This window comes from Pseudoflavonifractor phocaeensis (genome assembly GCF_021531375.1).
GTDB classification, from domain to species: domain Bacteria; phylum Bacillota; class Clostridia; order Oscillospirales; family Oscillospiraceae; genus Lawsonibacter; species Lawsonibacter phocaeensis_B.
In genome coordinates this window covers 38,263-63,341 of record NZ_JADYTU010000002.1, presented here as the reverse complement: position 1 = coordinate 63,341, position 25,079 = coordinate 38,263, and the positions used below count along the sequence as shown (strand labels likewise).

Here is a 25,079-nt window from a genome sequence, read left to right as displayed (position 1 = left end):
GTTCGATCACAGAAGAATCACTTGACCGCTTATTTCGCAGGATCAACCGTGATATAGACAGTCAGCTTGTTTTGCCCCACATCAATCCAATCCATGGGCTGGGTGCAATCGTAATCGAAATACAGCTGATAGCCCTCCATGGCATCAAATTCCACCTCCGTGGACTTATCCACCTGGAAAGCCTGTTCCTCGGAATTCTCTTTTCCGGGATTGATAACCACGTTCAGATAGCAGGCATCCTCCGGGAACAGAATATTCATAGCCGCCTGCTCCTCCATGAGCCGGGGTTCATCGTAGAGAATATTGCTGCGGGTCACGGAGACTACGCTGTCGTCCTCGGCGCTGTACTCCGTCACTTCCATGCCGGTGATGAGGCCGGTCGCATCGTCGATAAAGTAAATGACCTCGCTGTTGATCCCTGTCAGACCATTCTGCCTGGCGGCGGTCAGGGTGGTGGTTCCATACTCTGTGCTGTCGGTCTTGTCCGCCACGGTCTCATAGTCATACGGCTGACGCGCCAGCCAGCGGTCAGACACCATGGCTTCATACTCAGACGCCGGGCACAGCGTCATCGTTTTCAGGCCGTCTTTTTCGCAGGTATACAGGGCACCGGGAACGTCATCGTTGATGTATCCCGCCTCGCAGTATACGACCTGGTCAGCATCATCGTACTGTTCGTAGTCATACCACAGACGGCCATCGGAACTGACGAATTGACGGACAGTCTTATTCTGCCAGTTGTTTTCTCCGTCCCAGGTCTCGGAAACGCAGGTCACCGCACTGTGTTCCTTCATAATCATGGGGATACTGTTGCTGTTTCGAAGGTCTGTGATTTCCGGATCATCCTGTCCACTGATGGGCATAACGGAAGCGTTGGAGACACCGGCCACTTTTCCATCCTTACAGGTAACATTCAGCACTCGGATTTCCTCCAGCACATCATCCCTGGCATAGGAGAAAGACACAACTGTCTCGCCGTCTCCCAGCGCCCGGAAGCTGGCGACAAAGGTGCCGCCATTGTCCTCCAGCGTGACCAGCTCCAACAGGGTGGTGTCGTTGATGGTAAAGTTCCAAATGAATCCTTCCTTTTCGGCGGGAAGGCGGACGGTCAGAATGCCTGCTTCCTGATCAATTTCATACCAGGTGTCGGATGTTTGTTCTTCCAAGGAGCTTCCGTCAGCTTTTCCTTCACCGGTGTTCTGTCGGCCGCACCCGGCCAGCATCCCTATCACGCAGGCGAGAGACAGGATCAGGGCAAGCACCCTTTTTACGTTGTATTTTTCATTCTGAATCATATCATGTTACCTCGATTCTATATGTCGATCCATCAGGGAATCCAATAGCGGATGATCTGCACCACCTGCTCCTGCCGGACAGTGATGACCGTGTTGTAGCAGTTGAAGGGCGTTTCGCTGGCCTGAATAGCCGATGGGACGTCCTCATACTCATAAACCAGGCCATCAGGTTCATGTTCCAGGTCGGCGTGATCTTCAAAGGTGCAGTCGGTAGATAGGGGCAGGGTGATCGTTCCCAGATCATAGTAGATCGGATGGTCATCCATTGCGTAGGTGCGGTACAGACCGTCATCCTCAATCAGCTCTACGCCACCGCTTTCGATGCCGCCGTTGATGATGACAGTGCCGTTATCCCGCCGGATGCTCTCAACGGTCACCGGCTTCCGACAGACTTGGATCTGGTCGCCTTCTTTCAAACCCTGAATATCTTCCAGTTCATAGCAGTCATAGTCATGGATCTCCGCGGTCAGGGAATACCCATCCCCGGTTTTGACAAGGTCCGCTGCCGTGAAGTCCACAGAGTATCCGCCGTCGGCAAAGGCGTCCTCCACACTTTCCATCGGATACAGCGGCATGACGTACCCAAGCTTCTCCACAATGGTTTGGGCGGCGTCCAGCAGCACCTGGGCATCGCTGCCGCCGGCAACACACCACTGCACCTCGGCCTTCGGAGCATACCAGCCCACCCAGGCCGCATCCTCGGACTTGCGCAGCTGGACGGAAACATCTTCGCCGCTCCAGTCCAGGCTCTCCGTCCAGTCAGCATAAATACCGGAGATGTCCTGGGGCTGCTCTGCCTTTAAGGCACGGCAGTAGTACGTCTGCCCGCCTTGTTCAAAATTGACTTCGGCCATTTGCTTGTCGCTTGCCCCTGTGTCGATCAGGTAGTAGGAGGTGCCGGAGGCACTGTCCGGCAGGGGGATGGAGTACCCCAGCCGCTGAAACTCAGCTGCGCTGGATTCGTACATGGGGTTTGTGATCATGGTGGGCTGGTCAGTGCCTCGGTGGGTCATGGTGACGGCAGTTACAGCCACGGCAAGACAGGCGGCAATCGCCCCGGCTCTGTACAGCCAGGACCGTCTCTTTTTCATAGGCTGCTGAGCTTCCTCCAGCAGGTCATCGTCCACGGCGTTCATCCATTTTTGAAAACGAGTTTGATTCATAGTCTGATCCTTTCCTGTTCCAGTTCCGTGCGCAGCCGTTCCCGTGTGCGGAACAAGGAGGTCTTAACCTTTGCTTCGCTGACACAGCATTCTTCCGCGATCTCCCGGATGCTCTCTCCATACCAGTAGCGGCGCAAAAAGAACACGCGGGCCTCAGCGCTCTGACGGCGCAGGAAGCCGTTCAGCACCCGACGCAGCTCTGATGCATCCAGTTCTGTGTCCGGATCGCCCTGCCCGGTAGCGATCCAAGGTTCCAATTCCTCAAAAGCGTCGGTGAGGGCTGTACTGCGTTGGGCAGCAGTATTGTAGTTATAACGGTCCAATGCCAGATTCCGGGTGATGCGGGCCAGATAGGCCCGCAGAGAGCGGGGGCGTTCCGGCGGGATGGCATTCCAGACACGAAGGTAGGTGTCACTGACACACTCTTCCGTGTCCCTGGGGTCAGTCAGGAGCCGCTGGGCCACACTGCGGCACAGCGCACCATATTTCTTCTGGGTCTGGGTAATGGCTTCCTCACACCGCTGAAAGAACAACTGAATGATCTGCTGGTCTCCCATGGTGGCTGAAAGTTGAGCTTTCTTTGTTTCGATTTGTTCCATAGTGTTTCCCCCGGTACTTGAAGCGGCTTCATCCTATTAGACGGCACCATATCCGTTTTCGTTTCAGAAGTCAAGTGGAATATTTTTGGGCTATTCCAAGTTTAATGTAAGATTATAGATGATCAGAATAAATTTCCTGTAAGGCGGGCACCTTACAGGAAATTTCCGCTTTATCGTTTTTCCGCTTGTTATGTTTCAGTTCTTACAAAGAGATCCTTGAGGATTTGCTCCGGCACCATGGTCATCGTTTGCCCTTTTTATCGGCATATGCTTCATCCACGTTCATTTTATTCTTCAGGGCTGTATTCCAATATGTCACCCGGCTGACATTGCAGCACGTCACATATCGCAGCCAATGTAGAAAACCGGATGGCGCTGATATGCCCGTTCTTCATCTTGGAAAGGTTCACATTTGCAACGCCGACTTTCTCCGACAACTCATTCAGGCTCATTTTCCGGTCCGCCATTACGCGGTCCAGCCTTAAAACAATATGTCCCATTGTCCGCCCCCTTACAGCGTTTCATCCGATTCTTTTTGGAGCTGAACCCCGTATTTGAATACAGTCACCAAACACATTGTTACGGCGAAAGCAATTAAGACGCCCCACTGAATGCTGATCCCGGTGTCTCTTCCGGCAGACAGGAACGCGGTAGACAGCGTTTCACCAATGGTGGCAAACAGCGCAACGGGAAGAAGAGAAAAACCGAATGCTCTCATCTTTGTCACAAGTTCTTCGCAGAACGGAGATTCACACTTTGCAAGCACCGCAAACAGTCTTTTCAGCATAAACAGAGCTGCGGCAGCAGAAGCAGCAAACAAAGTCGCGAAGATAAGGACTGACACCAAATTCGCCGAACGGTACTCAGCAGGCGATGACGTGGCTTCGATCACTTTTGTGTTTTCTTCGGAATGAATTTTGGCGGAAGAAAATGACTGGTTGAAAAATGAGAGTTCCATATTGAAATCCTGATCTTCAGGAGGAATAATCTTATTATTTCCACCGCTCAGCATTGCCTCGGGGCTTACGTCCCCCGCACAAGAAAAACCATCTGCAAGAATGTCCCACAGGGAATCGAAATTCTTTTCGTTGATCCTGAATTCGGCATGATTGGTAACGCGAACTGTTAGCGCATTCTTTGGAAGCGTAGACACAAAAATTGTAGCTACACAGCTCGCTGCAGCCGCTAAGATTGCTATGACCATTAAGACTGTCATTGCAATCTTGCCCACTTTGCCGAACTTGTGGAAGTTTGAAAGAGTTTTAGAATTCATAAGAACGCCTCCTACGCAAAACATAAATTATTTAACGTTTATCGTTATGTTTGCAGTATATACCGATACATATGCTTTGTCAAGAGATTTTTAATGTTTATCGTTAATTATTTTATGCTATCTTGAGACAAAAGCGGGTCATATTAGCTATCGATATACTTTATTCCGCATAGCCACAAGCTGCCTGTCCTCGTTCTGATCTTTGCTTGATACACGGATATAGCCGTAAGCAGGTCCTGCGATATTACCTCACCTCCCGGCGCTTCTGCCAGACTAAATCATAGCCCAGCACATCGGCCAGCTCCACGGCCTCAGTGTACCGCAGGGAGCCGCGCCGCAGCTTGCCGGACAGGTTGGGGACGCTGCTGCTCCAGCCGTGTTCGTCGGCCAGCAGCTCCACCACCTCCGTCATGGTCATGCCCTCCCGGGTAATGTAGGATTTCACTTCGTTGCGGCAGTTTTTTGCTTTGTTTCTGCTCATATTTGTAATCCCTTCTCCTTTTTGGATTCGCTCTGTGGTAGAATGGATGTGCTGGATGGCAACAGCCATTTGCCGCAGAGCGTTGTTTTGTTGTGGACGGCCATCCGCTGGAATTGCCGCCCGTGTATCCCTGTTCACAAGGGACACCTATCGTTTTTGCTGTTCTGCTTGCCTTTTTGTAGTTCGGTGAAAACGCACACGGAACGGCGTGCTGTGTTCGCTGCCCGGTGCATCGCTGATTGATATGGGCAACGGCACAAAAACAGCGGGTTCTTCGCTGTTTTCACATGGTTTGAAAATAGCTGTGGTTTTTTGCCGCTTTTCCCGAACTCGTTCCTGCCCGGAGGATCGCTCCCGGCGTTCCCGTCCCCGTTGGTATGCTCGCGCTTTTGCGGTCATGGCAAATACTTCGCCGGGGGACATATCCCATTCGGACAGTCATTCGATTTTCAAGGTTCAGGTGTTGTTACAGGTACAGTTTAACGAAAAAATACGCTCTTTCCCGTATATCCAAGAGGTTGGAAAAGAGCGCAAAACAGGCTGGATTTCCACGCTTAGAGACAGAAAGAAGGAGGGACATGCCATGCAGGTGAAACTCACCATACAGGAGCGATTGAAGGATTTGCGAGTGGAACGGGGCCTGACGCTGGAACAGCTTGCGGAGCAGACCGGGCTTTCCAAGTCCGCCCTCGGCAAATATGAGGCAGACGATTTCAAGGACATCAGCCCATTCAGCATTGTCACGCTGGCGAAGTTCTACGGCGTGTCCACGGACTATCTGCTGGGTATGACAGAAACGAAAAATCACCCAGACACAGAGCTGGACGCTCTGCATCTGAGTGATGATGCCATAGAAGTATTAAAGGCGGGACAGTTCAATCACCGGCTGCTGTCTGAAATGCTTTGCCACAAAGATTTTCAGCGTATGATGCTGGACGCAGAAATCTATGTGGACAGGATCGCTGATATGCGGATCAACGATATGAACGCCATGCTGGAAGCAGTACGGAAGATGGCCCTGATGAAGCAGGACGGACAGGACGATCTTGCCACCCGGACATTGGAGCTGGCCCAGGTGCGGGAGGATGACTATTTCGGTCATGTGCTTGCCGACGATCTGAAGGCGATCCTCCGTGACATTCGGGAGGAACACAGCAACGATACCACAACGGCAGACACACCCTCTATTGCAGAGGAAGTTCAGAGCCAGTTGCAGGATGCCATGAACTTTGATTGCAGTGACGCTGAGAAACAGGCAAGGATATTCCTTACGACATTCGGCATTGACTACGACGCCATTACCAAGGAGCAATTCATCAATCTCATCGAAGTGTTAAAGTTGTCCAAACACATGAAAAGCCCAACTAACCAGCGTGGCAAGGCACTGCCATACCAGCCGCATGGAAAAGGGAAACGGAAACGCAAATAAACAGAAAACACGCCATACTCAGCCTTTGAAGCTGAATATGGCGTGTTTTTTCGTTGACCAATCCCGTCTGACAGATGCTCATTTCGTGTTATTTGGCTAACACTGTTTTACGAACACCTGCCCTTCTTGCGTGTGTCTTTTTCACACGCAAGAAAGCGGATCTTCAACATATGGCCCGCCGCAGGACGGCTCCGCCTGTGTTCTCCCTTCCATCCCGGCAGATAGGGGCAGTCCCGCTGACGCGGAACTGCCCCATCGTTTTTCTTCCGGATTACGGAAGTATAGTCCTTACTCATCCCAGCATCCGGGCCACAAACTGCCGGAGCATGACGGCCGCCTCGGCCCGGGTGGCGGTGCCGGCCGGGTCCAGCTTCCCGTCGGGCCGTCCGCTCAGGAGCCCGGCGTCCAGCGCCCAAGCCACAGCATCCCCGGCCCAGGGCGCCACCTGTCCGCCGTCTGTAAAGCGGCTCAGAGCGCCCCGCCCCTGGGTATCCATCCCCAGCATCTGGGCGTATTGATACAGCATCAGCGCCAGCTGCTCCCGGGTCACGGGGTCCTGAGGCCCGAATCGGCCGTCTCCATATCCGGCGACGATCCCAGTTCCGCTGGCCCAGGCCACGCCCCAGGCGCACCAGTGGTTCCCGTCCACGTCAGAGAACTGGAGCGCTCCGCTCTGCTCTCCCGGCTGCTCCAGGGCGTACAGCACCGTGGCCACCATTCCCCGGTCCAAAGTCAGGCCGGGTGCGAACTTATCTCCGGCGACGCCGGAGAACAGCCCCCGGCCGGACACAAAGTCCACAGCGGAGGCATACCAGTCATCTTGTGCCACGTCACTAAACCCGCTGGCATAGTCCGTCACCTTGACCACGGCATTCTCTACCAGGAAGAACCGGGCCGTGCCGTTCTCTACCAGGGATTTCCTCACCACCTGCTCGGTACCGTCCGTTCCCACGATGACTACCAGCTGGCCGTCACCCACATCCGGAATGGTCACCAGGACGGGGCCCTCGCTGTCCCCGGGCAGGGTGACGGAGTAGGTGCCGTCCCCGTTCTTTTCCACCTGGACCGAAATGTCGGAGGTATTCCCTCCGTTCCAGGAGGCGGCGCTTTTCTCCTTCGTATAGTCGTCGGTATAGTACCAGACCATTTTTGCGTTGCTGTTAAAGGTATAGGTGGAAGCGGACTCGGTGGGTGCGGTCCCGTCCACCATATACTGCCAGCCGGAATTGGGGCCGTGGTCCCCCTCGGCCAAATAGTCGATCCCGCTGATATAGCCGTTATGCTCCGTGTAGGAGAGGCCGGCATCATCCAGCACACCGGTCAGAACTTCCAGCGCGGTGGAGCCAGAGGAGACACTGACGCTCTTGACTTCACCCAACAGGTTTGTATATTCGCCGGAGTCATAGCGGTAGGTGTACTGTCCTTCCTCACCGCCCTCCGGGGGGACCATCACGGAAACGGTGACCCGGACCTTGGAGGGAGAGGAGCCGCCCTCCGGGGGCTTGGCGGTGGCGCTGATATCGGGAGCGGTCACAGCGGACCTGCTGTCCTTGGCCTGGAGATAGATGTTATAGGGCGCACCGCTCTCCCTGAACCGGGCGTAAGACACCAGGGCCCGGAAGCCCTGCTCGGTGGCCAGAGCGTTTTTGAGTACGTTGCCCTTATAACCAAATCCGGTGTGGTCGGCCAGAGCGAAGGAAAACAGACCGTCCATGGCGCTTCTATCGTTCTTGATGAACCTGCCGTCGGTGTGGGCGTCAATACCCAGGGCAGACAGGGCTACCACGGCCAGGGCCGTAGAATTGGCGTTGCTGGTGCCGTAGTTGGCGAAGGTGCCGTCCTGACCCTGCTGGCCGGACAGCCACGCAACAGCCCCGTCCACCGCGGCCGTTACCTCCCGGTCCCCCTCGTGATAATAGGGGGCCAGGGCGGCCAGAATCGGGGCCATGTCATCCACCTCGGCATAATTGCTCTCCAGGCCGTTCAGATACTCCACCATGGAGGCTTTCATGGCGGCCATCCGCTCCGGATCCTCCTGGGCACATCCGGCGGCCTGATAAGCCAGGGAGAGGTAGGGAATGGTGTAGATGGCGTATGGCCCGCTGATATCCACCGCGTCCAGATCCGCTGTCTCCACAGCGCTGCCAATGGCGGCATCGGCCAGAGCTGCCGCCACTGCGGAAGCGTCCCCATAACCCCCTTCGTCCTTCACATTGCTGCCGTTGTACGCAGCCATCTCCAGCACCACCCAGGGGTCCGCGGAGGTGGCATAACCGGCGGCGATACCAGTCAGAAGGTCGCCGTAGGTCACGACGGACTGCTTGTTCTCGTCCACACCCTCTGCCTTGATGGTGAGGTGGAATTCCTTTTCCGCCGTCTCGTCCCCATAGGCCAGGACAGCGGTCAGGGTGCAGGACACGTCCTCGGCGGCGGGCCGGTCCACATAGGCCGCCCAGGAGCCGTAGTAGTTGGACACGCTCAGCGCGCCGGTGGTGTCGTCGCAGGACCAGGAGACCTCCACCTGCTTTTCGTCCACCGTCAGTTCACTGGGGATGGAGAGGTTCTCTGTCACCGCCCGGCTGTCTGTGTTGGCGCCCTTGATGCTGTCCCAGGTCAGCAGTTCTTTGGCCTGTTCCAGCACCAGCTGATCTTGATAGGCCGCGTAGTCCTCGTCGGACAGGACAGTGACCACACAGACCGGCGGCACCAGACGGTTCGGACGGGCCTGGCCAGACGAGTCATAGGTAATATAGTTGCTTGAGTCAAACTGGGCCGTCAGCGTGTAGGTGCCCGGAGTCACAATGGACAGCTTTGCCGTTCCGTCCGCCCCGGTAGCCGCCTGGGCGTAAGTCTCCTCAAACAAACGCTCTCCGCGGATCTCTTCCGAGACCGCAAAGGTCCCATCCTTGGCATACACCCCGATGGGCGCGGTGGCCACCGGCTCCTCCGTCAGCAGCCAATTCTCGTCATATCCGCTTCCCATCAGCTTCAGTTCAAACTCCTCATCCACGCAGACCGTCTGACTGTTCCGGGTGAAATAGGAATACCGGTCGGTATACAGCTCCTGATCGCTGTACACAAAGGCCGTGATCCGGTCTCCTTCCGCCAGATATTCCTCTCCCACTGCGGCGGTGACGGCGTCATTGCGGTAGAAGCCGGTGGCCGAGGTCTCCTCGCCCCAAAGCTTGGTGACAAAGCCATCGGCGCCGTCCAGCCCATAGCCGTCCTCGCCGTCCGGGTAATAGGCGGCATGTGCCGCAGCCAGCGCCTCATCCAGGCTGTAATTTCCATCTTCATTCCGGTCCTCCACCGTGACCGGACGCTGCAGCATCAAGGCTCCGTCCTCACAGGTCCCCGGAATACCCTGGTCAAAAATGGACAGGGACACGGTGATCCCCGTCTTCGACGCCCAGACCGTCCCCGGCAGCAGGCCAAGCACCATGACCAGCGCCAGCAACAGGCTGAGCGCCCGCGTACTTTTTTTCCTCATAAAACACATCTTCCTTTCCCGGCGGCTCCGCCGCCAATCTACTCCGGCCAACCGCCAGGAAGGGCGAAAGCAAAAAGGCCGCGGCAGTCCATGACAACTGCCGCGGCCTTTTTCCGCGTTCCATTTGGTCGTACCGTTCCGCCCCTATCCCGGGGGCTCGGGTACAGTCTCCTTTGAGCAGGTCTTCTGACTTGGCGCGCTGGGAGCATTCTCTTCCCCTCCCGGCCGCGCTCTGCCTTCTCAGGTCTCCCCAATGGCCGGCTTTCGCCACGAGCGCGGCATCACGCGCTGACAGCGGCGGTACCGTCCGGGCTTCTCACCCGGTTTCCTATTCTCCTCCCCGGGCCGGACGCCCGGAAAGGCACTCAAAAGAGGTATTAGATTGTACAAGGGAAATTGTAGAAAAAATTTTTCTCCTTGTCAACCTCTCCCCGGGATTTTTCGTTCCGGTGCATTACAGGAAGGTCTGGTAGTCCCGATAATTCTCCTCCAGCAGACGGGGGGTATCCAGCCCGTAGGGGCATTTGGACTTGCAGCTGCCGCAGTGGCGGCAGTCCTTGATCTTCTCCATCTTGGTCTGCCACTCCGGCGTAAGCCAGGCCTGGGCGGGAGCCCGGCGCAGCATCAGCGACATGCGGGCACAGTTGTTGATCTCAATGCCGGCGGGGCACGGCATACAGTAGCCGCAGCCACGGCAGAACTCCCCAGCCAGTTCCTTCCGGTCCCGGCGGATGATCTCCCGGTACTCCTCCGTCATGGCGGGCGGCTCCCGGACAGCGCTCAGGAACTGGTCCAGCTCCCACTCATGCTGAACGCCCCAGATGGGCACCACATGGGGCTGCCCGGCCATAAACGCCGCGGCGGCCAGACCGTTCCGGATCAGGCCTCCCGCCAGCCCCTTCATGGCCACAAAGCCCATTCCGGCCTTGACGCAGTCGTCCAGCAGCATCTCCTCCTGGACTCCAGACAGATAGCTGAAGGGGAACTGGAGTAATGCATACAGTCCGGAATCAATGGCTTCCTGCGCCACCGCCAGGCGGTGGTTGGTAATGGCGATGCAGCGGATCTTTCCCTGGGCCCGGGCCTCCAGCGCCGCGTCGTACAGTCCGTCCTCTCCGCCGGGTCTGGGGCAGAAGGAGGGATTATGGAACTGGTACACGTCGATGTAATCGGTGTTCAAAGCCCGCAGGCTGGCCTCCAGGTGCTCCCGCATCTCTGCGCCGGTCCGGGCGTGGCTCTTGGTGGCGATGACCACCTTGTCCCGGATGCCTGCGAAGGCATAGCCCACCTTCTCCTCACTGTCGCTGTAGGCCCGGGCGGTATCAAAGTAGTTGATGCCTCCGTCCACCGCTTTCCGCAGCAGATAGGCGGCCTCGGTGCGGGAAATACGCTGGATGGGCAGACAGCCAAAGCCGTTTTTCTCCACGGTGATCCCGGTATTCCCCAGTGCGATCTTTGTCATGATTTTCCCTCCTCAAGGGTGGTTTTCTCTTATATTAAAAAGCCTGGACCGGCCCCTGTCAATAGTCCCCGGCGGAGAAATTCCCATTTCGTCCCCTGCCGGCGTCCCGCGGCCCATAAAACAGGCAGGTACTGGGAAACCGCAAACAGACCCTGCCATTTGAAGGTCTTGAATGGATGGATCGTTTGAACGGAAACGGTCAGGGCCGCCGCGGCATCCCGCGGCGGCCCTCAGCTTTCAGATCATTCCGACAGCAGGATCCGGTCGTTGTCCAGGTCCTTGCCCGCTCCGGCACGGAACCGCTCCAACAGGCCGCCTACCGTCATGCCGGCCCGCTCCTCCCCGCTGACGTCCAGCACGATGCGGCCTCCGTCCATCATCAGGGTGCGGTTGCCCAGTTCCAGGGCCTGGTTCATGTTGTGGGTCACCATCAGGGTGGTGATCTTGTTTCGGGCCACCACGTCCTTGGTGATATTCAGCACCTTTTCCGCCGTGCCCGGGTCCAGAGCGGCGGTATGCTCATCCAGCAGCAGCACCTTGGGCGGCACCATGGTGGCCATCAGCAGCGTCAGCGCCTGCCGCTGACCGCCGGAGAGCAGACCCACCGGCTGCTTCATCCGGTCCTCCAGTCCCATGTCCAGCAGAGCCAGCTGATCCTGAAAAAACCGCCGCTCCGCCTTGGAGGTGCGGCTGAAAAAGGCGTTCTGCTTCTTGGCGGTACGCAGATAGGCCAGAGCCAGATTCTCCTCAATGGTCATATGGGGCGCGGTGCCCCGCATGGGGTCCTGGAACAGCCGGCCCATCTCCCGGCTGCGCCGGTACTCCGGCTTGAATGTGATATCCTCCCCCGCCAGCACCACCGAGCCCTCGTCCACGTAGAAGCCTCCGGCGATGGCATTGAACAGAGTGGACTTGCCCGCCCCGTTGGAGCCCACGATGGTGACGAAATCTCCCGGCGCCAAATGGAGGGATACATGGTCCAGGGCCCGCTTTTCGTTGATGGTGCCGGAATTAAAGGTCTTGGAAATATCGTTCAGCTTCAGCATTGCTGGGTTCCTCCTTTTCTGCGGGCGGCCATCTTCTGGCGCTGGAGGGCGATCAGCTTCCGCCCCTGGGGTGTGGCAATGGCCACCGCCACGATCAGGGCGGACACCAGTTTGAAGCATTCCGTGGGGATATTGGCTCCAATAGCCACCGCCATAATCAGGCGGTAGAGGCAGGCCCCCAGCACCACGCCGAAGATCCGCTTGGGGATAGAGCCCCTGCCCATCAGGCTCTCCCCGATGACCAGACTGGCCAGGGCCACCGTCACCATGCCGGTACCCAGATTGATGTCACAGCCCGTATTCAGCAGGCCGTACAGGCAGCCGGCCAGAGCAGTGAGAGAGTTGGCCAGACACAGGCCCACGGTGATGGTAAACGCCGGATTGATCGAGGAGGCCCGGATCATGTCGGCATTGTCGCCGGTGGCCCGGATGGACAGACCCAGGCGGGTGCGGAAGAAAAAGGCGACGAACAGGCAGATCAGCAGCAGGATGGCCGCGGGAACGATGACCTTATACCAATTTCTCCACCACTCCGCGTCACTCAACCCCTTGGCCAGGGAAAAGAGGCTGTCGCTGCCATAGATGGACAAGTTGGAGGACCAGCCCATCACGGCCAAGTTTACGGTGTACAGGCCGGTATTGACGATGATTCCGGCCAAAATGCTCTCCACCCCCAGCTTGGTCTGGAGAAAGGCGGTGACAAACCCCGAACAGGCCCCCGCGGCCATGGCGGCGGGGAGGGCCAGGAAAGGATGGCCGGCCAGGGTGACGGTAGCGCCCACCGCAAAGCCCAGGGTGTAACAGCCGTCTGTGGACAGGTCGGCGATGTTCAGGATGGAGAAGCTGATGAACAGCGCCAGCGCCACGAGAGAGTAGATGGCACCCACCGCCAAAGCGGTCTGTATGGTCGTAATGGATAGCAGCATGGGAGTTCCTCCTTACGCGCAAGGGCGGGGTGTCGCGGTACGCGGCGCCCCAGACCCATCATGTTCCGATTCAGCTGAAGCTCTTGGCGGTGGTGATCTCCACCACGCCGATACCCAGGGTAGCGAAGGCCGCCTTCACGTCGTCCAGGCTCAGTCCGATGGCCTCACAGGTCTCGGTGTTGATGGTGGCGGCCTGGTGGGCCAGGATGACCACGGGAGTGGTGGCGGGATCGGCGCCGTTGACCAGCAGGTTCACCACCATGTCGGCGGTCTCAGCGCCCAGATCGTCGTAATCCACGCCGTAGCCGAAGAAGGCGCCGTTCAGAGCGAAGGAGTTGGCGCCGGTGTAGTGGGGGATCTTGGCGTCGTTGAGCTTCTCAAAAATGGACAGCTCGGCGCTCATCACGGTGTTGTCAGTGGGGGTGAAGATGGCCTCCACGCCTTCAGCAATCAGGGAGTCCACGGCGGAGTTGATCTCATCGGTGTTGGTGCCGGTCTTTTCCACATAGGCGATATTGTGCTCGTCCAGATAGGCCTTGGCCTCTTCAATGGGCTTCTTGGAGGAGTCCTCGGACTTGGAGTACAGCAGGCCAACCTTCTGGATGTCGGGGTCCACGGCCACCATCATGTCCATGATCATGGGGGTGTTCAGCGCGTCGCTGACGCCGGTGATGAGGCCGCCGGGGGCGTCCATATCGTCTACCAGCTTGGCGGTGACGGGGTCGGAGACAGCGGCGAAGATGACGGGGATCCCTTCCTCAACCACCACGGACTGCATGGCCTGGGCGGCCGGGGTGGCAATGGGAACCACCACGTCCACGCCGTCGGCTACCATCTGGGCGGCGATCTGGTTCAGGGTGGTGCGGTCGCCCTGGCCGTTGGCGGTGTAGTCCTTATAGTTGAAATTCACACCCAGCTCGGCGCTCTTGGCGTCCAGCTCTTTCTGGATGTTCTTTTCGATCTGATCCAGAGAGGCATGGTCCATAAACTTGACGATACCCACCTTGTACTCCTTGACCGCTTCGCTGCTGGAGCTGGAAGCATCCTGGGGCTGGGAGGAGGCGGAGCCGCCGGCGGAAGAGGTGCCGGAGCCGCTGCCGCCGCAGGCGGCCAGGGACAGGACCAGGGACAGGGACAGGGCGGCGCTCAGGATCTTCTTGACGATGTTGGTGTTTTTCATGGTGTTTACCTCCATATTCGGCCTCATTGGGCCCAGTTTTGTTTGGGTGGGTGATGGAGGGGCCGGTGCCGGCGGCCTGGCTTTCGGAGTATAAAAAAACAGCCCCTTATCCCACATGGGACAAGAGCTGCACTCCTGCGATACCACCCAAATTGACGTTAAAAACGTCCGCTCGCTTCACGCGCCATCACGCGTGCCCGATGGATAACGGGTGGGTCCCCGTCGGCATCTACTTGGCAAAGCCGTTCAAGCCGCCCTCGGAAGTCCATTCGCCTGACCGCTCCCCACCCTGATCCCACCATCCAGGGCTCTCTGAAGGTTTGCCGCGTCGGCTACTACTCTTCCTCATAGGTTTCAACTGCTCTTCAGTTGTTGGGCTAATTATAGCCGCCTGATCTTCCTTTGTCAAGGGCTTCCAGAGAAAAAATTTTCAGCACGATAACGTGATAAAGTGTAAAACAGGCCGTGGAACACTCCACGGCCTGTTTCTTACCTGTGACTTTGTTCAATGGCCCGGTCCAAAATGCGCCCGGCAGCTTCCTCTTTGGACATCAGAGGCAGTTCCTCCACACTGTCGGCGGTGATCAGGGTGAGCACGTTGGTGTCCACCCCAAAGCCCGCGCCGGCCACCTTCAGGTTATTGGCGCAGATCATGTCCACCTTCTTCTTGGCCAGCTTGGCCCGGCTGTTCTCCACCATGTCCCGGGTCTCCATGGAGAAGCCGCAGATGACCTGTCCCTCCCGCCGGTGTTCTCCCAGATACTTCAGAATGTCCTGGGTCCGCTTCAAGGGGATTGCAAGATCGGCGTCCTTCTTTTTGATCTTATCGTCGCTGTAATCAGCGGGGGTATAGTCCGCCACCGCGGCGGCCTTGAAGATGAAATCCGCCTGCTGACAGCGGCTGGCCACCGCCTCAAACATCTCCTGGGCAGAGCGAATGTCCACCACCTCTACAAAGGGGGGCTTTTCCAGGGCGGTGGGGCCGGAGATCAGGGTCACCTCCGCGCCGCGGAGCATGGCCATCTTCGCGATGGCATAGCCCATCTTGCCGGTGGAATGGTTGGTCAGGTAGCGCACCGGGTCCAGAGACTCCTGGGTCGGCCCCGCCGTGACCAGTACCTTCTTTCCCGCCAGATCGTGGGGCAGCGCTGCCGCACGCAGGATATGCTGGACCAGCAGGTCGGGCTCCGGCAGCTTGCCGGGGCCCACCGCTCCGCAGGCCAGGCGGCCGGAGGCGGGGGCAATGACCTCCCAGCCGTAGCGGGCCAGGGTGTCCAGGTTGTCCTGGGTCACCGGATTCTCATACATATGGGTGTTCATGGCAGGCGCGATCAGCTTGGGACAGCGGCAGGCCAGCACCGTGGTGGTCAGCATATCGTCGGCCAGGCCATGGGCCAGCTTGGCGCACACATTGGCGGTGGCCGGTGCGATGATCACCAAATCGGTCCGGTCCGCCAGGGCGATATGCTCCACCTGGTGGACAAAATTCCGGTCAAAGGTGTCCACCATGCACCGGTTGCCCGTTAACTGTTCAAAGGTCAGAGGGGCAATAAACTGGGTGGCATGCTCGGTCATGACCACCTCCACAGTGGCGTGAAGCTTGACCAGCGCGGACGTCAAATAGGCCGCTTTATAGGCGGCGATCCCGCCCGTCACCCCCAGCAGGATCGTTTTTCCCTTGAGCACAGTCATTCCTCCTTGGAGCATACCGCCCCATTATTGTTTTTATTATATAAAGTTCTTTGTCCGCTGTAAAGAGAAAGGTTGCATCATGGGATGCAGAAAGGAGCCCCCTGGCATAGCCAGGGGGCAACCAGCCATAACATGCCTACCGCGGGCCGGAGCGGTCAGTTCTCCCCCTTCCGGTCCTCCAGGATCAGCAGCTTCAGGGCCTCCACTCCCACCTGGATGGCGGCGGAGGTATCGTGAGATTCCTTTTGGTCCAGTCCGGCGGCTTCCCGCTCCTGGTTCCAGATCACATGGAACACCGAGCCGCAGCGCACCCGGCGGGAAGCCGCCACGGCAAACAGTGCGGCGGACTCCATCTCTGAGGCCAGCACACCAAGACGCTTCCATGCCTCCCACTTCTGCTCCAGCTCATAGGCCACAGGCATCCGGCCGGGGGAGTGCTGGCCATAGAAGGAATCCTTGCACTGGACCACCCCCGCGTGCCAGGGCTTCCCCAGATTCTTGCAGCCCTGGACCAGGGCCTGCACCGCCTGGTAGTGGGGGACGGCGGGCCACTCGATGGGGGCGTACTCCCGGCTGGTCCCCTCCATACGGACCGCGCCGGTGGCCACTACCACGTCGCCGCTCTGGACCTCCAGGGCGATCCCCCCGCAGGTACCCACCCGGATAAAGGTGTGGACCCCCAGATTGGCCAGTTCCTCCATGGCGATGGCCGCCGAGGGGCCTCCGATCCCGGTAGAGACCACGCTCACCCGTTCCCCAAGAAGGGTCCCGGTCCAGGTTTCGTACTCCCGGTTGGTCCGGACATGGACCGGATCGTCAAAGGCTTGGGCGATGGCACGGCAACGCCCCGGGTCCCCGGGGAGGATGCAGTAATTCCCCACATCTCCCGGCCCACACTGGATATGGAATTGTACCTGTCTCTCCTGCTCGTTCACTGCGGTAACCTCCCTTTAATCCAGCGGAGAAGCCCTCCGCCGTTCTCTGTTTCCTGACGTGCTCTCATGTTCTGCATTATGGGACATTATAGCAGATGCCCCTGTTCCCTTCAACCGGCTGTCTGGGTGTCCGCTTTTACCGCTCCATCTTCCAGAAAAATGCGCTGTAGGGCGGCAGTTCGCTGCCCCCGCCGAAGTCGTGGGGCTGGTCGGAGATCAGGTCCACGGCGGTGCCGCAGCCTGCGTCGAAATGGGCCCAGTAGGGCTGGCTGTCGGCATTGACCGCCACCAGCACCCGCTCCTCCTCCGTCTTCCGCTCGAAGATGGCCTGCTTGTTGGTGAGGACCACGTTCCGGTAGGAGCCCCAGCACAGAGCGGGGCTGTTTTTGCGGGCGGCGGCCAGCTTGGCGATCCAGTCGGTAAGTGCATTCCACTCCGGCCTCTCCAGGGCGGGCCGCAGGGCGTCGTCCCCCTCCCGCTTGTCCCCATGGGTGCCCCACTCGCTGCCGTAGTAGACCGCCGGCACCCCGGGCATCCCGAAGAGCATGGCGTAGGCCAGGGGCAGGTGGTTGGGGTCGGTCAGCTGGGTGGCGATGCGGGTCACGTCGTGGTTGTCCAGGAAGGACAGCAGGTGCGCTCCCTTATACAGGGTCCACTGCTCCGGCCCGAACTGCCGGGCCAGAGAGTGGCAGATCTCAAAGAGGTTCATGGAATTGAAGCTGGACCACAGCCCCTTGTAGCACTCGTAGTTGGTCACCGAATGGCACAGCTCCGGCCCCATCCAACGGTTGTAGTCCCCGTGGAGGGTCTCCCCCATGAGAACGAAGTCGGGCTTCAGCCCGTTGACAAAGGCCCGCAGCTGCTTCAGATACTCCGGCGGCAGGCAATAGGCCACGTCCAGCCGCAGGCCGTCGATGCCGAACTGGTCCACCCAGGCTCGAATGGCCTGGAACTGGTGGTCCACCACCGCCGGGTTCCACAGATTCAGCTTGACCAGCTCGTTGTGACCCTCCCAGGCCTCGTACCAGAAGCCGTCGTTCCGGTCGGTATTGCCGTCGAAGCTGATGTGGAACCAGTCCTTGTAGGGGCTGTCCCACTTCTTCTCCCGAACGTCCCGGAAGGCCCAGAAGCCCCGGCCCACATGGTTGAACACCCCGTCCAGCATCACCCGCAGGCCCGCGTCGTGGAAGGCTTTACACACCCGGGCCAAGTCCTCGTTGGTCCCCAGCCTGGGGTCCACCTTGAAATAATCGCGGGTATCATAGCCGTGGCAGTCACTGTCGAACACCGGGTTCAGCAGCACCGTGTCCGCTCCCGTCTTTTTGATATGGTCCACCCAGTCCAGCAGCTTCAGGATACGGTGGTCCTGTACTTCGTCGTTGTCCCTGGGCGCGCCGCACAGGCCCAGGGGATAGATTTGATAAATCACCGCTTGGTCAAACCACATATGACTTCTCCTTCCGCCCCGCCCAGACTCTGGCGCGGAACTACTCTTTACATAATCAAATACCATGTATTTCACATGTGGGCAGGCAAAGCCCGCCCGAGAAATAACTTTGCTATTTCGTAAGTTATTTGACTATATCATACCTGATATGACCCTGGGTGGCAAATGAAAAATTATTTCAAATAAGATTCCAACCGGGGATGCCGCCCCAGTTCCCGGTCCAGGCAGGCTAGAAAGGCCCGGATCAGCTCCGGCTTCCGCCGGCGGCCCAGCAAGTAGTAAATGATCTCGTCTGGCGGCCCCTCCTCCAGGGACCTGACCTCCGCCCCGGTGCGTTTTCCCAGGGCCTGGGCCACCAGGGCCGGAGCAATGGCCCAGCTGTCCGCCCAGCCCTCCCGCCAGCGGAAAAAGTCCTCCAACAGGGACATCTGGTCCAGAACCGCCCGGGGCTGGGCCCCGCCGGAAAACCAGAAGGAGTGCCACAGGTCGTACTCGGGGTTCCAGGGCAGCCGCAGTTCCCGGGCGGGATCCAGCTGGGAGGGATGCACCTTGGCGGGAAGGGGACTGCCCGGCCCGGTGACCAGCACCATAGGCTCCCGAAAGGCGGGGACGGTCTCCACCTGGGGATGGTACATGTCATCGGAGATCAGGGCCAGGTCCACCAGTCCCTGGGCCACATAATCGTAGGCCTCCTGGGAGTGGTAGTTGTGGAAGGTCAGGGCCCGCCCCGGGACCTCCTCCAGAAAATCACGGAACACCGGGGGCAGCAGGTAGGTGCTGACGCTGCCCACCGAGGCCACGTTCAGCGTCCGCTCCCGGTTCCGGCCCGCCACCTCCCGGGCCTCCTGCCATACCTGCCGCCATTTTTCCGCGACCTGGATAAAATCCCGTCCCTGGTCGGTCAGTTCCACCCGGCGCACTCCCCGCCCCCGGATTAGGAGGGGACAGCCCAGTTCCCGCTCCAGGGTCCGGATGTGCCGGCTGACCGCCGGCTGGGTGATGTACAAAGCCTGGGCCGCCCCGGACACGCTGCCCGTTTTGACCACGGCCAGGAACACCTCTATCTCCTGCTGCGTCATATTCTCCCTCCAAAATATAATCTATACATTATATTTTATCAGAAAAATCGGCATTTTACAAGAAGCCTCTCCCCCGCTATACTGGGACCACCAAACCCAAGGAGGTCCCGCCATGACGACCGCCCCCAATCTGACCCGGGGTCCTATCCGGCGCCAGCTCATCGCCCTGTCCCTGCCCCTTCTGGCCGGAAACATCATGCAGCAGCTTTACAACACGGTGGACGCCGTGATCGTGGGCCGTGTGGTAGGCGACGGCGCCTTTGCCGCCGCAGGGGTGGCCGGCTCGGTGATGAACCTGTTCCTCTTTCTCATCAGCGGCGGCTGCTCCGGGGTGGGCATCCTCCTCTCCCAGCTTCACGGGGCGGGGGACGACTCCTCCTTCCGCCGGGACTTCTTCCTGTCCTCCCTGTTCGGGGCCTTGCTCACCGTCGGATTGACCGGGGCGGCCCTGGCCGTTCTCTCTCCCCTGCTGGCCCTGCTCCAGACTCCGGCGTCTATCCTGGGCTACGCCCGGGACTACCTGCGGATCATCTTTCTTGGCTTTCTGGCCGCCTTCGCCTTCCACCAGGGGTCCGCCGTCCTCCGTGCCGTGGGCAACACAGGGGCGGCATTGGTCTTTCTGATGATCTCCATGGGGGTGAATCTGGCACTGGACCTGGCCTTTTTGGCCGGACTGGGCTGGGGGATCACCGGGGCTGCCTGGGCCACCGTCTTGTCCCAGGCTTTGGCCGCCGGGCTGTGTCTGGCCTATCTGGCTCTGTGCTTTCCGCAGCTCATGTTCCGCCGGGCGGACATGGTCTATGACGGCCCCCTGCTCCGGCGCACCGCCCACTTCAGTCTGGTGTCCGCCCTCCACATGTGCAACCTCTACATCGGTAAGCTGCTGGTCCAGGGGACGGTGAACAGCCTGGGCACCGGGGCCATCTCCGCCTATACCGCCGCCACCCGCATCGAGGGCTTCGCCAACTCCTTCGGGGACAGCGGACACACCGCCGTGTCCGTCTTTATCGGCCAGAACACCGGAGCCGGAGACCAAAAACGGGTCCGGGAGGGCTTTTTCACCGGGCAGCGGCTGCTGGCTGCTCTGGGCCTGTTCATGTCGTTGTTGATGCTGGTGGGCGCGGTCCCCTGTCTGAAACTGGTGCTCCCCTGCAACAGCGGGGCCAGCCTGGGCCCGGCGGTGGGCTATCTGCGGCTGGTGGCCTGCTTCTACCTGTTCAACTTCCTGGGCAGCGGCCTGGCCGGGTATTTCCAGGGACGGGGGCGGGTGAACATCCCCGTGATCGGGGCCACCGGACACATCACCTTCCGGGTCATTGTGTCCTTCCTGCTGGCCCCCGTTCTGGGCCTGCCCGCCATCGCTCTGGCCACCGGCCTGGGCTGGGTGGGCGTGGTGACCTTCTGGTCCCTGCTGTTCCGGCGGGCAAACGTGTCCGCCAAGCCTGCATGACCGTTTGCGGTGTCGGGGCAAGCCCCGGTCCTACTTCTCCTGATCCTTCCCGAACAGCTCCGTTACCCCCACCAGGACCAGAAAGCCGCCAAAGCATTTCCGCAGCAGCTCCACCTCCATCCCGGTGGCCAGCCAGGCGGCCAGGGCGGCGCAGACCAGCCCCCCTCCGATGGCGGGCAGCAGCACCGGCTTCTCGATGCAGCCGTTTTTGATATGGGCTGGCAGGGCCATCAGGCCGGCGGGCAGAAAATAGAGCAGGTTGATCCCCTGGGCCAGCCGCTGGTCCAGCCCGGCGAAGGCGGTCATATAGACCAACAGCAGGGTTCCGCCCCCCACGCCAAAGCCGGACAGCACTCCGGTAGCCGCCCCTACCGCCAGAGGCAACATCCAATCCCTCACAGAAAGCACCTCACTCCCCCATAGATCAGCAGCAGGCCAAAGGCGCGCCGCAGCCAGTCCATCCGCATTCCCCGGAACCACCGGCCTCCCGCCCATCCTCCCGCCGCGCCCCCGATCAGGTAGGGCAGGGCGGTCATCAGATCCAGCCCGCCCCGGAAAAAGTAGATGGCAACCGACAGGACGCACAGGGGCAGGATCACAGCCACCGAGGTGGCGAAGGCCTTTCTCTGGCTGAGGCCGCAGTACCGGGTGAGGAGGGGCACCAGCACCGATCCGCCGCCCCCTCCAAACAGGCCGTTGGTCAGTCCCGCCAATGCCCCGGCCAAAAGATAACGAAGCTTCGATTTTTGCAAAAAACCGCCCCCTTGTCCGGCTTAGTTTTCCGGTCTGGGGGCGGTTTATGTCATGGTGTGAAAAAGTCTTTTTTGTCTGCGGCGGGGTCAGTCGGCCAGCTTGTCCAGCAGGGCGGCCAGCTCGTCCAGCTTTTGGTCTGGTTGTCCGCTCTCCACCGCCTCCCGGACGCAGCAGTCCATGTGGGCCCGGAGCACCATGCGGTTGGCTTTTTTCAGAATGGACTGGGTGGCCATGAGCTGGTTGGACACGTCCAGACAGTAGCGGTCCTCCTCCACCATCTTCAGAATGCCGTCGATCTGGCCCCGGGCGGTCTTCAGCAGCCGGGTGACCTGGGCGTGGTCGGCCTTCACTGGACGGACACCACCTCATAGCCCGCCTGAGTGACGGCGTCGGTGAGGACCTGGTCCTCCACAGCCTTGGACAGGGTCAGGGTGGCGGACTTGCCCTCCAGGCTCATCTCCACGGCGGTCACCCCGTCAACGGCGGCCAGGGCCTTCTCCACCCGGCCAGTGCAGTGGGTACACATCATGCCCTCGATGATCATGGTCTTTTTCATAGGTTCATTTCCTCCTTGTATCGTTTCTTCCATCTTGGCTGGAGGGACGCGGGATACGTCCGCTCCGGTATCGTCACCGGTCTTTTCGCCGGGGACCTCTGACTTGAATTTACTCTTGAACAGCCGCAGCCGCAGGGCGTTGGACACCACAGTGACGGAGCTGAGACTCATGGCCGCGGCGGCGAACATGGGGTTGAGCTGCCAGTTCAGGGCTGCATAGAACACCCCCGCGGCCAGGGGGATACCCAGAGAGTTATAGAAGAAAGCCCAGAACAGGTTCTGCTTGATGTTCCGGATAGTGGCCCGGCTGAGCTCCACCGCGGCGGCGGCGTCCAGCAGGTCGGACTTCATCAGGACGATGTCGGCGGACTCGATAGCCACGTCGGTACCCGCCCCAATGGCCAGTCCCACATCGGCCCGGGCCAGAGCGGGGGCGTCGTTGATGCCGTCCCCCACCATGGCCACCTTGCCGCCCTCCTCCTGAAGCTGACGGACCACCCGCTCCTTGTCCTGAGGCAGCACCTCGGCCATGACCCGGGTGACCCCCAGTTCCCTGCCGATGGCCTCGGCGGTGCGCCGGTTGTCGCCGGTGAGCATGACCACCTCCAGACCCAGCTGGCGGAAGGCCGCCACGGCGGCGGCGCTGGTGGGCTTGGGGGTATCGGCCACAGCGATGAGTCCCAGCACCTTTTTCTCATCGGCAAAGTACAAAGGAGTCTTGCCCTGGGCGGCCAGTGCCTCGGCCTTGGCAGGGAAATCCCCCAGTTCCACCCCGGACTCCTCCATCATAGCCCGGTTGCCGCCCATACAGGTCCGGTCCCCCAGAGTCGCCCGGACGCCCCGGCCGTGGACGGCGGTAAAACCGCCCACTGAGGTGATGGGCAGCTTCCGCCTCCCGCTCTCCTCCACGATGGCGGCGGCCAGGGGGTGCTCCGAGGGCCCCTCCAGGCAGGCGGCCAGGATGAGCAACCCCTCCTCGTCCATATCGTCGGCGGGCAGGATGTCGGTGACCACCGGTTTTCCTTGGGTCAGGGTGCCCGTCTTGTCCAGTACCACCGTGTCCACGGCGTGGAGGGCCTCCAGCGCCTCGGCGGATTTGATGAGGATGCCGTTTTCCGCCCCCTTGCCCGTGCCCACCATGATGGCCACTGGGGTGGCAAGGCCCAGGGCGCAGGGGCAGGAGATGACCAGCACCGCCACCCCGGCGGTGAGGGCCTGAGTGACGCCGTGTCCAGTCAATAACCAGGCGGCGGCGGAGACCAGGGCGATGGCCATAACCACGGGGACGAAGACTCCGGCCACCTTGTCGGCCAGTTTGGCGATGGGCGCTTTGGAAGCGGAGGCCTCCTCCACCAGGCGGATCATTTGGGCCAGGGTGGTGTCCTCCCCCACCCGGCTGGCCTCAAAGGTGAAAAAGCCCGACTTGTTGATGGAGGCGGCGGCCACCTTGTCCCCCGGGCCCTTGTCCACGGGGAGGGACTCGCCGGTAAGGGCGGACTCGTCCACGGCGGAGGTTCCCTCCAGGATCACGCCGTCCACGGGAATGGACTGGCCGGGTCGGACCGCCACCCGCTCCCCCACCCGGACTTCCTCCACGGGGATCTCCAGTTCCATTCCGTCCCGCAGGACAGAGGCCGTCTTGGGGGCCAGATCCATCAGGCGGGTAATGGCCTCGGAGGTCTTGCCCTTGGACCGGGTCTCCAGGAATTTGCCCAGCGTGATGAGGGTCAGGATCATCCCGGCGGACTCGAAGTACAGGTCCATATGGTACTTAGCCACCCGCGCCATATCGCCGTGGCCCAGGCCCCAGCCCATCTGGTAGATGGCAAAGACACCGTAGACGACGGCGGCGGCGGAGCCCACAGCAATGAGAGAATCCATATTGGGCGCGCCATGCAGCAGCGTCTTGATTCCTACCTTATAATATTTATCGTTGAGGTACATAATGGGCAGCGTCAGCAGCAGCTGGGTCAGTCCGAAGGCCACGGCATTCTCGTGCCCCAGCAAAAAGGCGGGCAGGGGCGCCCCCATCATGTGGCCCATGGAGATATAAAACAGGGGGATCAGAAAGACAAAGGACCAGACCAGCCGGCGCTTCATGGCGGCCAGCTCCTGGGCCACGGTATCGTGGCCGGATTGGACCGGCGCTTTGTTTCCCCCGCCGCTCTGGGCCAGAGAGGCCCCGTAGCCCGAATCCACCACCGCTTTGATAATGTCGTCTGCGGACAGAATGTTCTCGTCGTACTGAACCGCCATGGAGTTGGTCATCAAACTCACATCGGCGGACTGGAGCCCCTCCAGCTTGCGGACGGCCTTCTCCACATGGGCCGAGCAGGCGGAACAGGTCATGCCTGTAATGTTGAATTTTTGCTTCATAGTTTATTTCCTCAAATCCTTACTCTCAGCGCGCCCGGTATACACCCCCCCGGGGTGGGGTATTTTTATTATAAAGCCGCAGTCACACTATGTCAAGGCTATCATTGGATCCGGCTGCTCCCTTTATGCAGGAAAAAGTCGGAGCAGGCGATATGACGCTTGCTCCGACGTATACCAAGATGTTTGCTTTGAAAAAGAAAACGCCGCCGCAAACGATATGTCTGCGGCGACGTGGAGCTAGTGGTGGGAATCGAACCCACGGCCTGCTCATTACGAGTGAGCTGCTCTACCCCTGAGCCACACTAGCATACCTGCGAAAGGCGAATCTTATTATATCCGGGAAAGGCTTCCCCGTCAAGAGCATATCTTCCCGATCCTTCATTTTCCCGGTCCATCCAGCTTTTTACCCGGCCGGAAAAGCAAAAAAACTCTGCCCGGAGCGGCCAT

At 59.7% G+C, this 25,079-nt stretch carries 21 protein-coding genes, 1 tRNA gene, 1 riboswitch and 1 other annotated feature; of the genes, 2 read left to right on the top strand and 20 right to left on the bottom strand.

Annotated features, from left to right (window positions below; genetic code table 11):
* Positions 1-29 precede the first annotated feature (29 nt).
* The 6 genes from I6E39_RS01675 to I6E39_RS01650 all read right to left on the bottom strand — a co-directional run bounded on the left by I6E39_RS01675 (position 30) and on the right by I6E39_RS01650 (position 4,811).
* Positions 30-1,295 (bottom strand): protease inhibitor I42 family protein, encoded by a 1,266-nt coding sequence (locus tag I6E39_RS01675; RefSeq protein ID WP_235379570.1) that lies wholly within the window; start codon positions 1,293-1,295, stop codon positions 30-32.
* A 32-nt stretch (positions 1,296-1,327) separates the two neighbouring features.
* Positions 1,328-2,458, bottom strand: coding sequence for a hypothetical protein (locus tag I6E39_RS01670; protein ID WP_235379569.1), 1,131 nt, complete (start codon positions 2,456-2,458; stop codon positions 1,328-1,330).
* On the bottom strand, positions 2,455-3,057 hold the full coding sequence (locus I6E39_RS01665) for an RNA polymerase sigma factor (RefSeq protein WP_235379568.1): 603 nt from the start codon (positions 3,055-3,057) through the stop codon (positions 2,455-2,457). The genes I6E39_RS01670 and I6E39_RS01665 overlap by 4 nt, the downstream gene beginning before the upstream one ends.
* Positions 3,058-3,344: 287 nt before the next feature.
* A complete protein-coding gene (locus I6E39_RS01660; protein WP_033120704.1) occupies positions 3,345-3,557 on the bottom strand; it encodes a helix-turn-helix domain-containing protein in 213 nt (70 codons plus the stop codon).
* A gap of 11 nt (positions 3,558-3,568) precedes the next feature.
* Positions 3,569-4,330, bottom strand: coding sequence for a DUF2975 domain-containing protein (locus I6E39_RS01655; RefSeq protein ID WP_033120705.1), 762 nt, complete (start codon positions 4,328-4,330; stop codon positions 3,569-3,571).
* Positions 4,331-4,574: 244 nt separating this feature from the next.
* Positions 4,575-4,811 carry a hypothetical protein gene (locus tag I6E39_RS01650; protein ID WP_033120706.1) on the bottom strand — a complete coding sequence of 79 codons (237 nt, stop codon included), beginning with the start codon at positions 4,809-4,811 and terminating at the stop codon, positions 4,575-4,577.
* A 583-nt stretch (positions 4,812-5,394) separates the two neighbouring features.
* Between I6E39_RS01650 and I6E39_RS01645 the strand changes: the two genes are divergently transcribed.
* On the top strand, positions 5,395-6,240 hold the full coding sequence (locus tag I6E39_RS01645; protein ID WP_235379567.1) for a helix-turn-helix domain-containing protein: 846 nt from the start codon (positions 5,395-5,397) through the stop codon (positions 6,238-6,240).
* Positions 6,241-6,532: 292 nt separating this feature from the next.
* On the opposite strand, the gene I6E39_RS01640 is transcribed toward I6E39_RS01645, so the two are convergent.
* The 9 genes from I6E39_RS01640 to I6E39_RS01600 form a co-directional block, all read right to left on the bottom strand.
* Complete coding sequence (locus I6E39_RS01640) at positions 6,533-9,730, bottom strand: S-layer homology domain-containing protein (protein WP_235379566.1); 3,198 nt, start codon at positions 9,728-9,730, stop codon at positions 6,533-6,535.
* A gap of 159 nt (positions 9,731-9,889) precedes the next feature.
* Positions 9,890-10,114, bottom strand: a riboswitch (cobalamin riboswitch).
* 70 nt (positions 10,115-10,184) lie between these two features.
* Complete coding sequence (locus I6E39_RS01635; protein ID WP_235379565.1) at positions 10,185-11,192, bottom strand: aldo/keto reductase; 1,008 nt, start codon at positions 11,190-11,192, stop codon at positions 10,185-10,187.
* Positions 11,193-11,434: 242 nt separating this feature from the next.
* The gene (locus I6E39_RS01630; RefSeq protein WP_235379564.1) at positions 11,435-12,238 is read right to left on the bottom strand and encodes an ABC transporter ATP-binding protein; all 804 of its coding nucleotides are present in this window, start codon (positions 12,236-12,238) and stop codon (positions 11,435-11,437) included.
* Positions 12,232-13,164: an ABC transporter permease gene (locus I6E39_RS01625; RefSeq protein ID WP_235379563.1), complete on the bottom strand. Its 933-nt coding sequence runs from the start codon at positions 13,162-13,164 to the stop codon at positions 12,232-12,234. Before I6E39_RS01625 ends, I6E39_RS01630 begins: the two co-directional genes overlap by 7 nt.
* 70 nt (positions 13,165-13,234) lie before the next feature.
* Positions 13,235-14,344 carry an ABC transporter substrate-binding protein gene (locus tag I6E39_RS01620; RefSeq protein ID WP_235379562.1) on the bottom strand — a complete coding sequence of 370 codons (1,110 nt, stop codon included), beginning with the start codon at positions 14,342-14,344 and terminating at the stop codon, positions 13,235-13,237.
* Positions 14,345-14,457: 113 nt separating this feature from the next.
* Positions 14,458-14,702 (bottom strand) — a binding site (T-box leader).
* A gap of 131 nt (positions 14,703-14,833) precedes the next feature.
* Positions 14,834-16,030 (bottom strand): bifunctional phosphopantothenoylcysteine decarboxylase/phosphopantothenate--cysteine ligase CoaBC, encoded by a 1,197-nt coding sequence (coaBC, locus tag I6E39_RS01615; RefSeq protein WP_235379561.1) that lies wholly within the window; start codon positions 16,028-16,030, stop codon positions 14,834-14,836.
* A 161-nt stretch (positions 16,031-16,191) separates the two neighbouring features.
* Entirely contained in the window at positions 16,192-16,971 is a 780-nt protein-coding gene (gene udp, locus I6E39_RS01610) for a uridine phosphorylase (RefSeq protein WP_235379560.1), read from the bottom strand.
* A 136-nt stretch (positions 16,972-17,107) separates the two neighbouring features.
* The gene (locus I6E39_RS01605; protein ID WP_235379559.1) at positions 17,108-18,418 is read right to left on the bottom strand and encodes an alpha-amylase family glycosyl hydrolase; all 1,311 of its coding nucleotides are present in this window, start codon (positions 18,416-18,418) and stop codon (positions 17,108-17,110) included.
* Positions 18,419-18,591: 173 nt separating this feature from the next.
* Entirely contained in the window at positions 18,592-19,497 is a 906-nt protein-coding gene (locus I6E39_RS01600) for a LysR family transcriptional regulator (protein ID WP_235379558.1), read from the bottom strand.
* Between the two features lie 112 nt (positions 19,498-19,609).
* On the opposite strand from I6E39_RS01600, the gene I6E39_RS01595 reads away from it, so the two are divergent.
* Entirely contained in the window at positions 19,610-20,947 is a 1,338-nt protein-coding gene (locus I6E39_RS01595) for an MATE family efflux transporter (RefSeq protein ID WP_235379557.1), read from the top strand.
* A 30-nt stretch (positions 20,948-20,977) separates the two neighbouring features.
* Here the strand turns inward: I6E39_RS01595 and I6E39_RS01590 are convergent, their stop codons facing one another.
* The 5 genes from I6E39_RS01590 to I6E39_RS01570 all read right to left on the bottom strand — a co-directional run bounded on the left by I6E39_RS01590 (position 20,978) and on the right by I6E39_RS01570 (position 24,939).
* The gene (locus I6E39_RS01590) at positions 20,978-21,346 is read right to left on the bottom strand and encodes a sulfite exporter TauE/SafE family protein (protein ID WP_235379556.1); all 369 of its coding nucleotides are present in this window, start codon (positions 21,344-21,346) and stop codon (positions 20,978-20,980) included.
* Positions 21,343-21,699 (bottom strand): sulfite exporter TauE/SafE family protein, encoded by a 357-nt coding sequence (locus tag I6E39_RS01585; protein ID WP_235379555.1) that lies wholly within the window; start codon positions 21,697-21,699, stop codon positions 21,343-21,345. The genes I6E39_RS01590 and I6E39_RS01585 overlap by 4 nt, the downstream gene beginning before the upstream one ends.
* A gap of 87 nt (positions 21,700-21,786) precedes the next feature.
* Entirely contained in the window at positions 21,787-22,050 is a 264-nt protein-coding gene (locus I6E39_RS01580) for a metal-sensing transcriptional repressor (protein ID WP_235379554.1), read from the bottom strand.
* A complete protein-coding gene (locus tag I6E39_RS01575) occupies positions 22,047-24,632 on the bottom strand; it encodes a heavy metal translocating P-type ATPase (protein ID WP_235379553.1) in 2,586 nt (861 codons plus the stop codon). The genes I6E39_RS01580 and I6E39_RS01575 overlap by 4 nt, the downstream gene beginning before the upstream one ends.
* Before the next feature lie 232 nt (positions 24,633-24,864).
* Positions 24,865-24,939, bottom strand: a tRNA-Thr gene (locus I6E39_RS01570).
* Between the last annotated feature and the right edge of the window lie 140 nt (positions 24,940-25,079).

Bases quoted from the DNA above. Each gene is read 5' to 3' on its own strand.
- I6E39_RS01675 (WP_235379570.1), bottom strand. From the start codon at position 1,295: ATGATTCAGAATGAAAAATACAACGTAAAAAGGGTGCTTGCCCTGATC.
- I6E39_RS01670 (WP_235379569.1), bottom strand. From the start codon at position 2,458: ATGAATCAAACTCGTTTTCAAAAATGGATGAACGCCGTGGACGATGAC.
- I6E39_RS01665 (WP_235379568.1), bottom strand. From the start codon at position 3,057: ATGGAACAAATCGAAACAAAGAAAGCTCAACTTTCAGCCACCATGGGA.
- I6E39_RS01660 (WP_033120704.1), bottom strand. From the start codon at position 3,557: ATGGGACATATTGTTTTAAGGCTGGACCGCGTAATGGCGGACCGGAAA.
- I6E39_RS01655 (WP_033120705.1), bottom strand. From the start codon at position 4,330: ATGAATTCTAAAACTCTTTCAAACTTCCACAAGTTCGGCAAAGTGGGC.
- I6E39_RS01650 (WP_033120706.1), bottom strand. From the start codon at position 4,811: ATGAGCAGAAACAAAGCAAAAAACTGCCGCAACGAAGTGAAATCCTAC.
- I6E39_RS01645 (WP_235379567.1), top strand. From the start codon at position 5,395: ATGCAGGTGAAACTCACCATACAGGAGCGATTGAAGGATTTGCGAGTG.
- I6E39_RS01640 (WP_235379566.1), bottom strand. From the start codon at position 9,730: ATGAGGAAAAAAAGTACGCGGGCGCTCAGCCTGTTGCTGGCGCTGGTC.
- I6E39_RS01635 (WP_235379565.1), bottom strand. From the start codon at position 11,192: ATGACAAAGATCGCACTGGGGAATACCGGGATCACCGTGGAGAAAAAC.
- I6E39_RS01630 (WP_235379564.1), bottom strand. From the start codon at position 12,238: ATGCTGAAGCTGAACGATATTTCCAAGACCTTTAATTCCGGCACCATC.
- I6E39_RS01625 (WP_235379563.1), bottom strand. From the start codon at position 13,164: ATGCTGCTATCCATTACGACCATACAGACCGCTTTGGCGGTGGGTGCC.
- I6E39_RS01620 (WP_235379562.1), bottom strand. From the start codon at position 14,344: ATGAAAAACACCAACATCGTCAAGAAGATCCTGAGCGCCGCCCTGTCC.
- I6E39_RS01605 (WP_235379559.1), bottom strand. From the start codon at position 18,418: ATGTGGTTTGACCAAGCGGTGATTTATCAAATCTATCCCCTGGGCCTG.
- I6E39_RS01600 (WP_235379558.1), bottom strand. From the start codon at position 19,497: ATGACGCAGCAGGAGATAGAGGTGTTCCTGGCCGTGGTCAAAACGGGC.
- I6E39_RS01595 (WP_235379557.1), top strand. From the start codon at position 19,610: ATGACGACCGCCCCCAATCTGACCCGGGGTCCTATCCGGCGCCAGCTC.
- I6E39_RS01575 (WP_235379553.1), bottom strand. From the start codon at position 24,632: ATGAAGCAAAAATTCAACATTACAGGCATGACCTGTTCCGCCTGCTCG.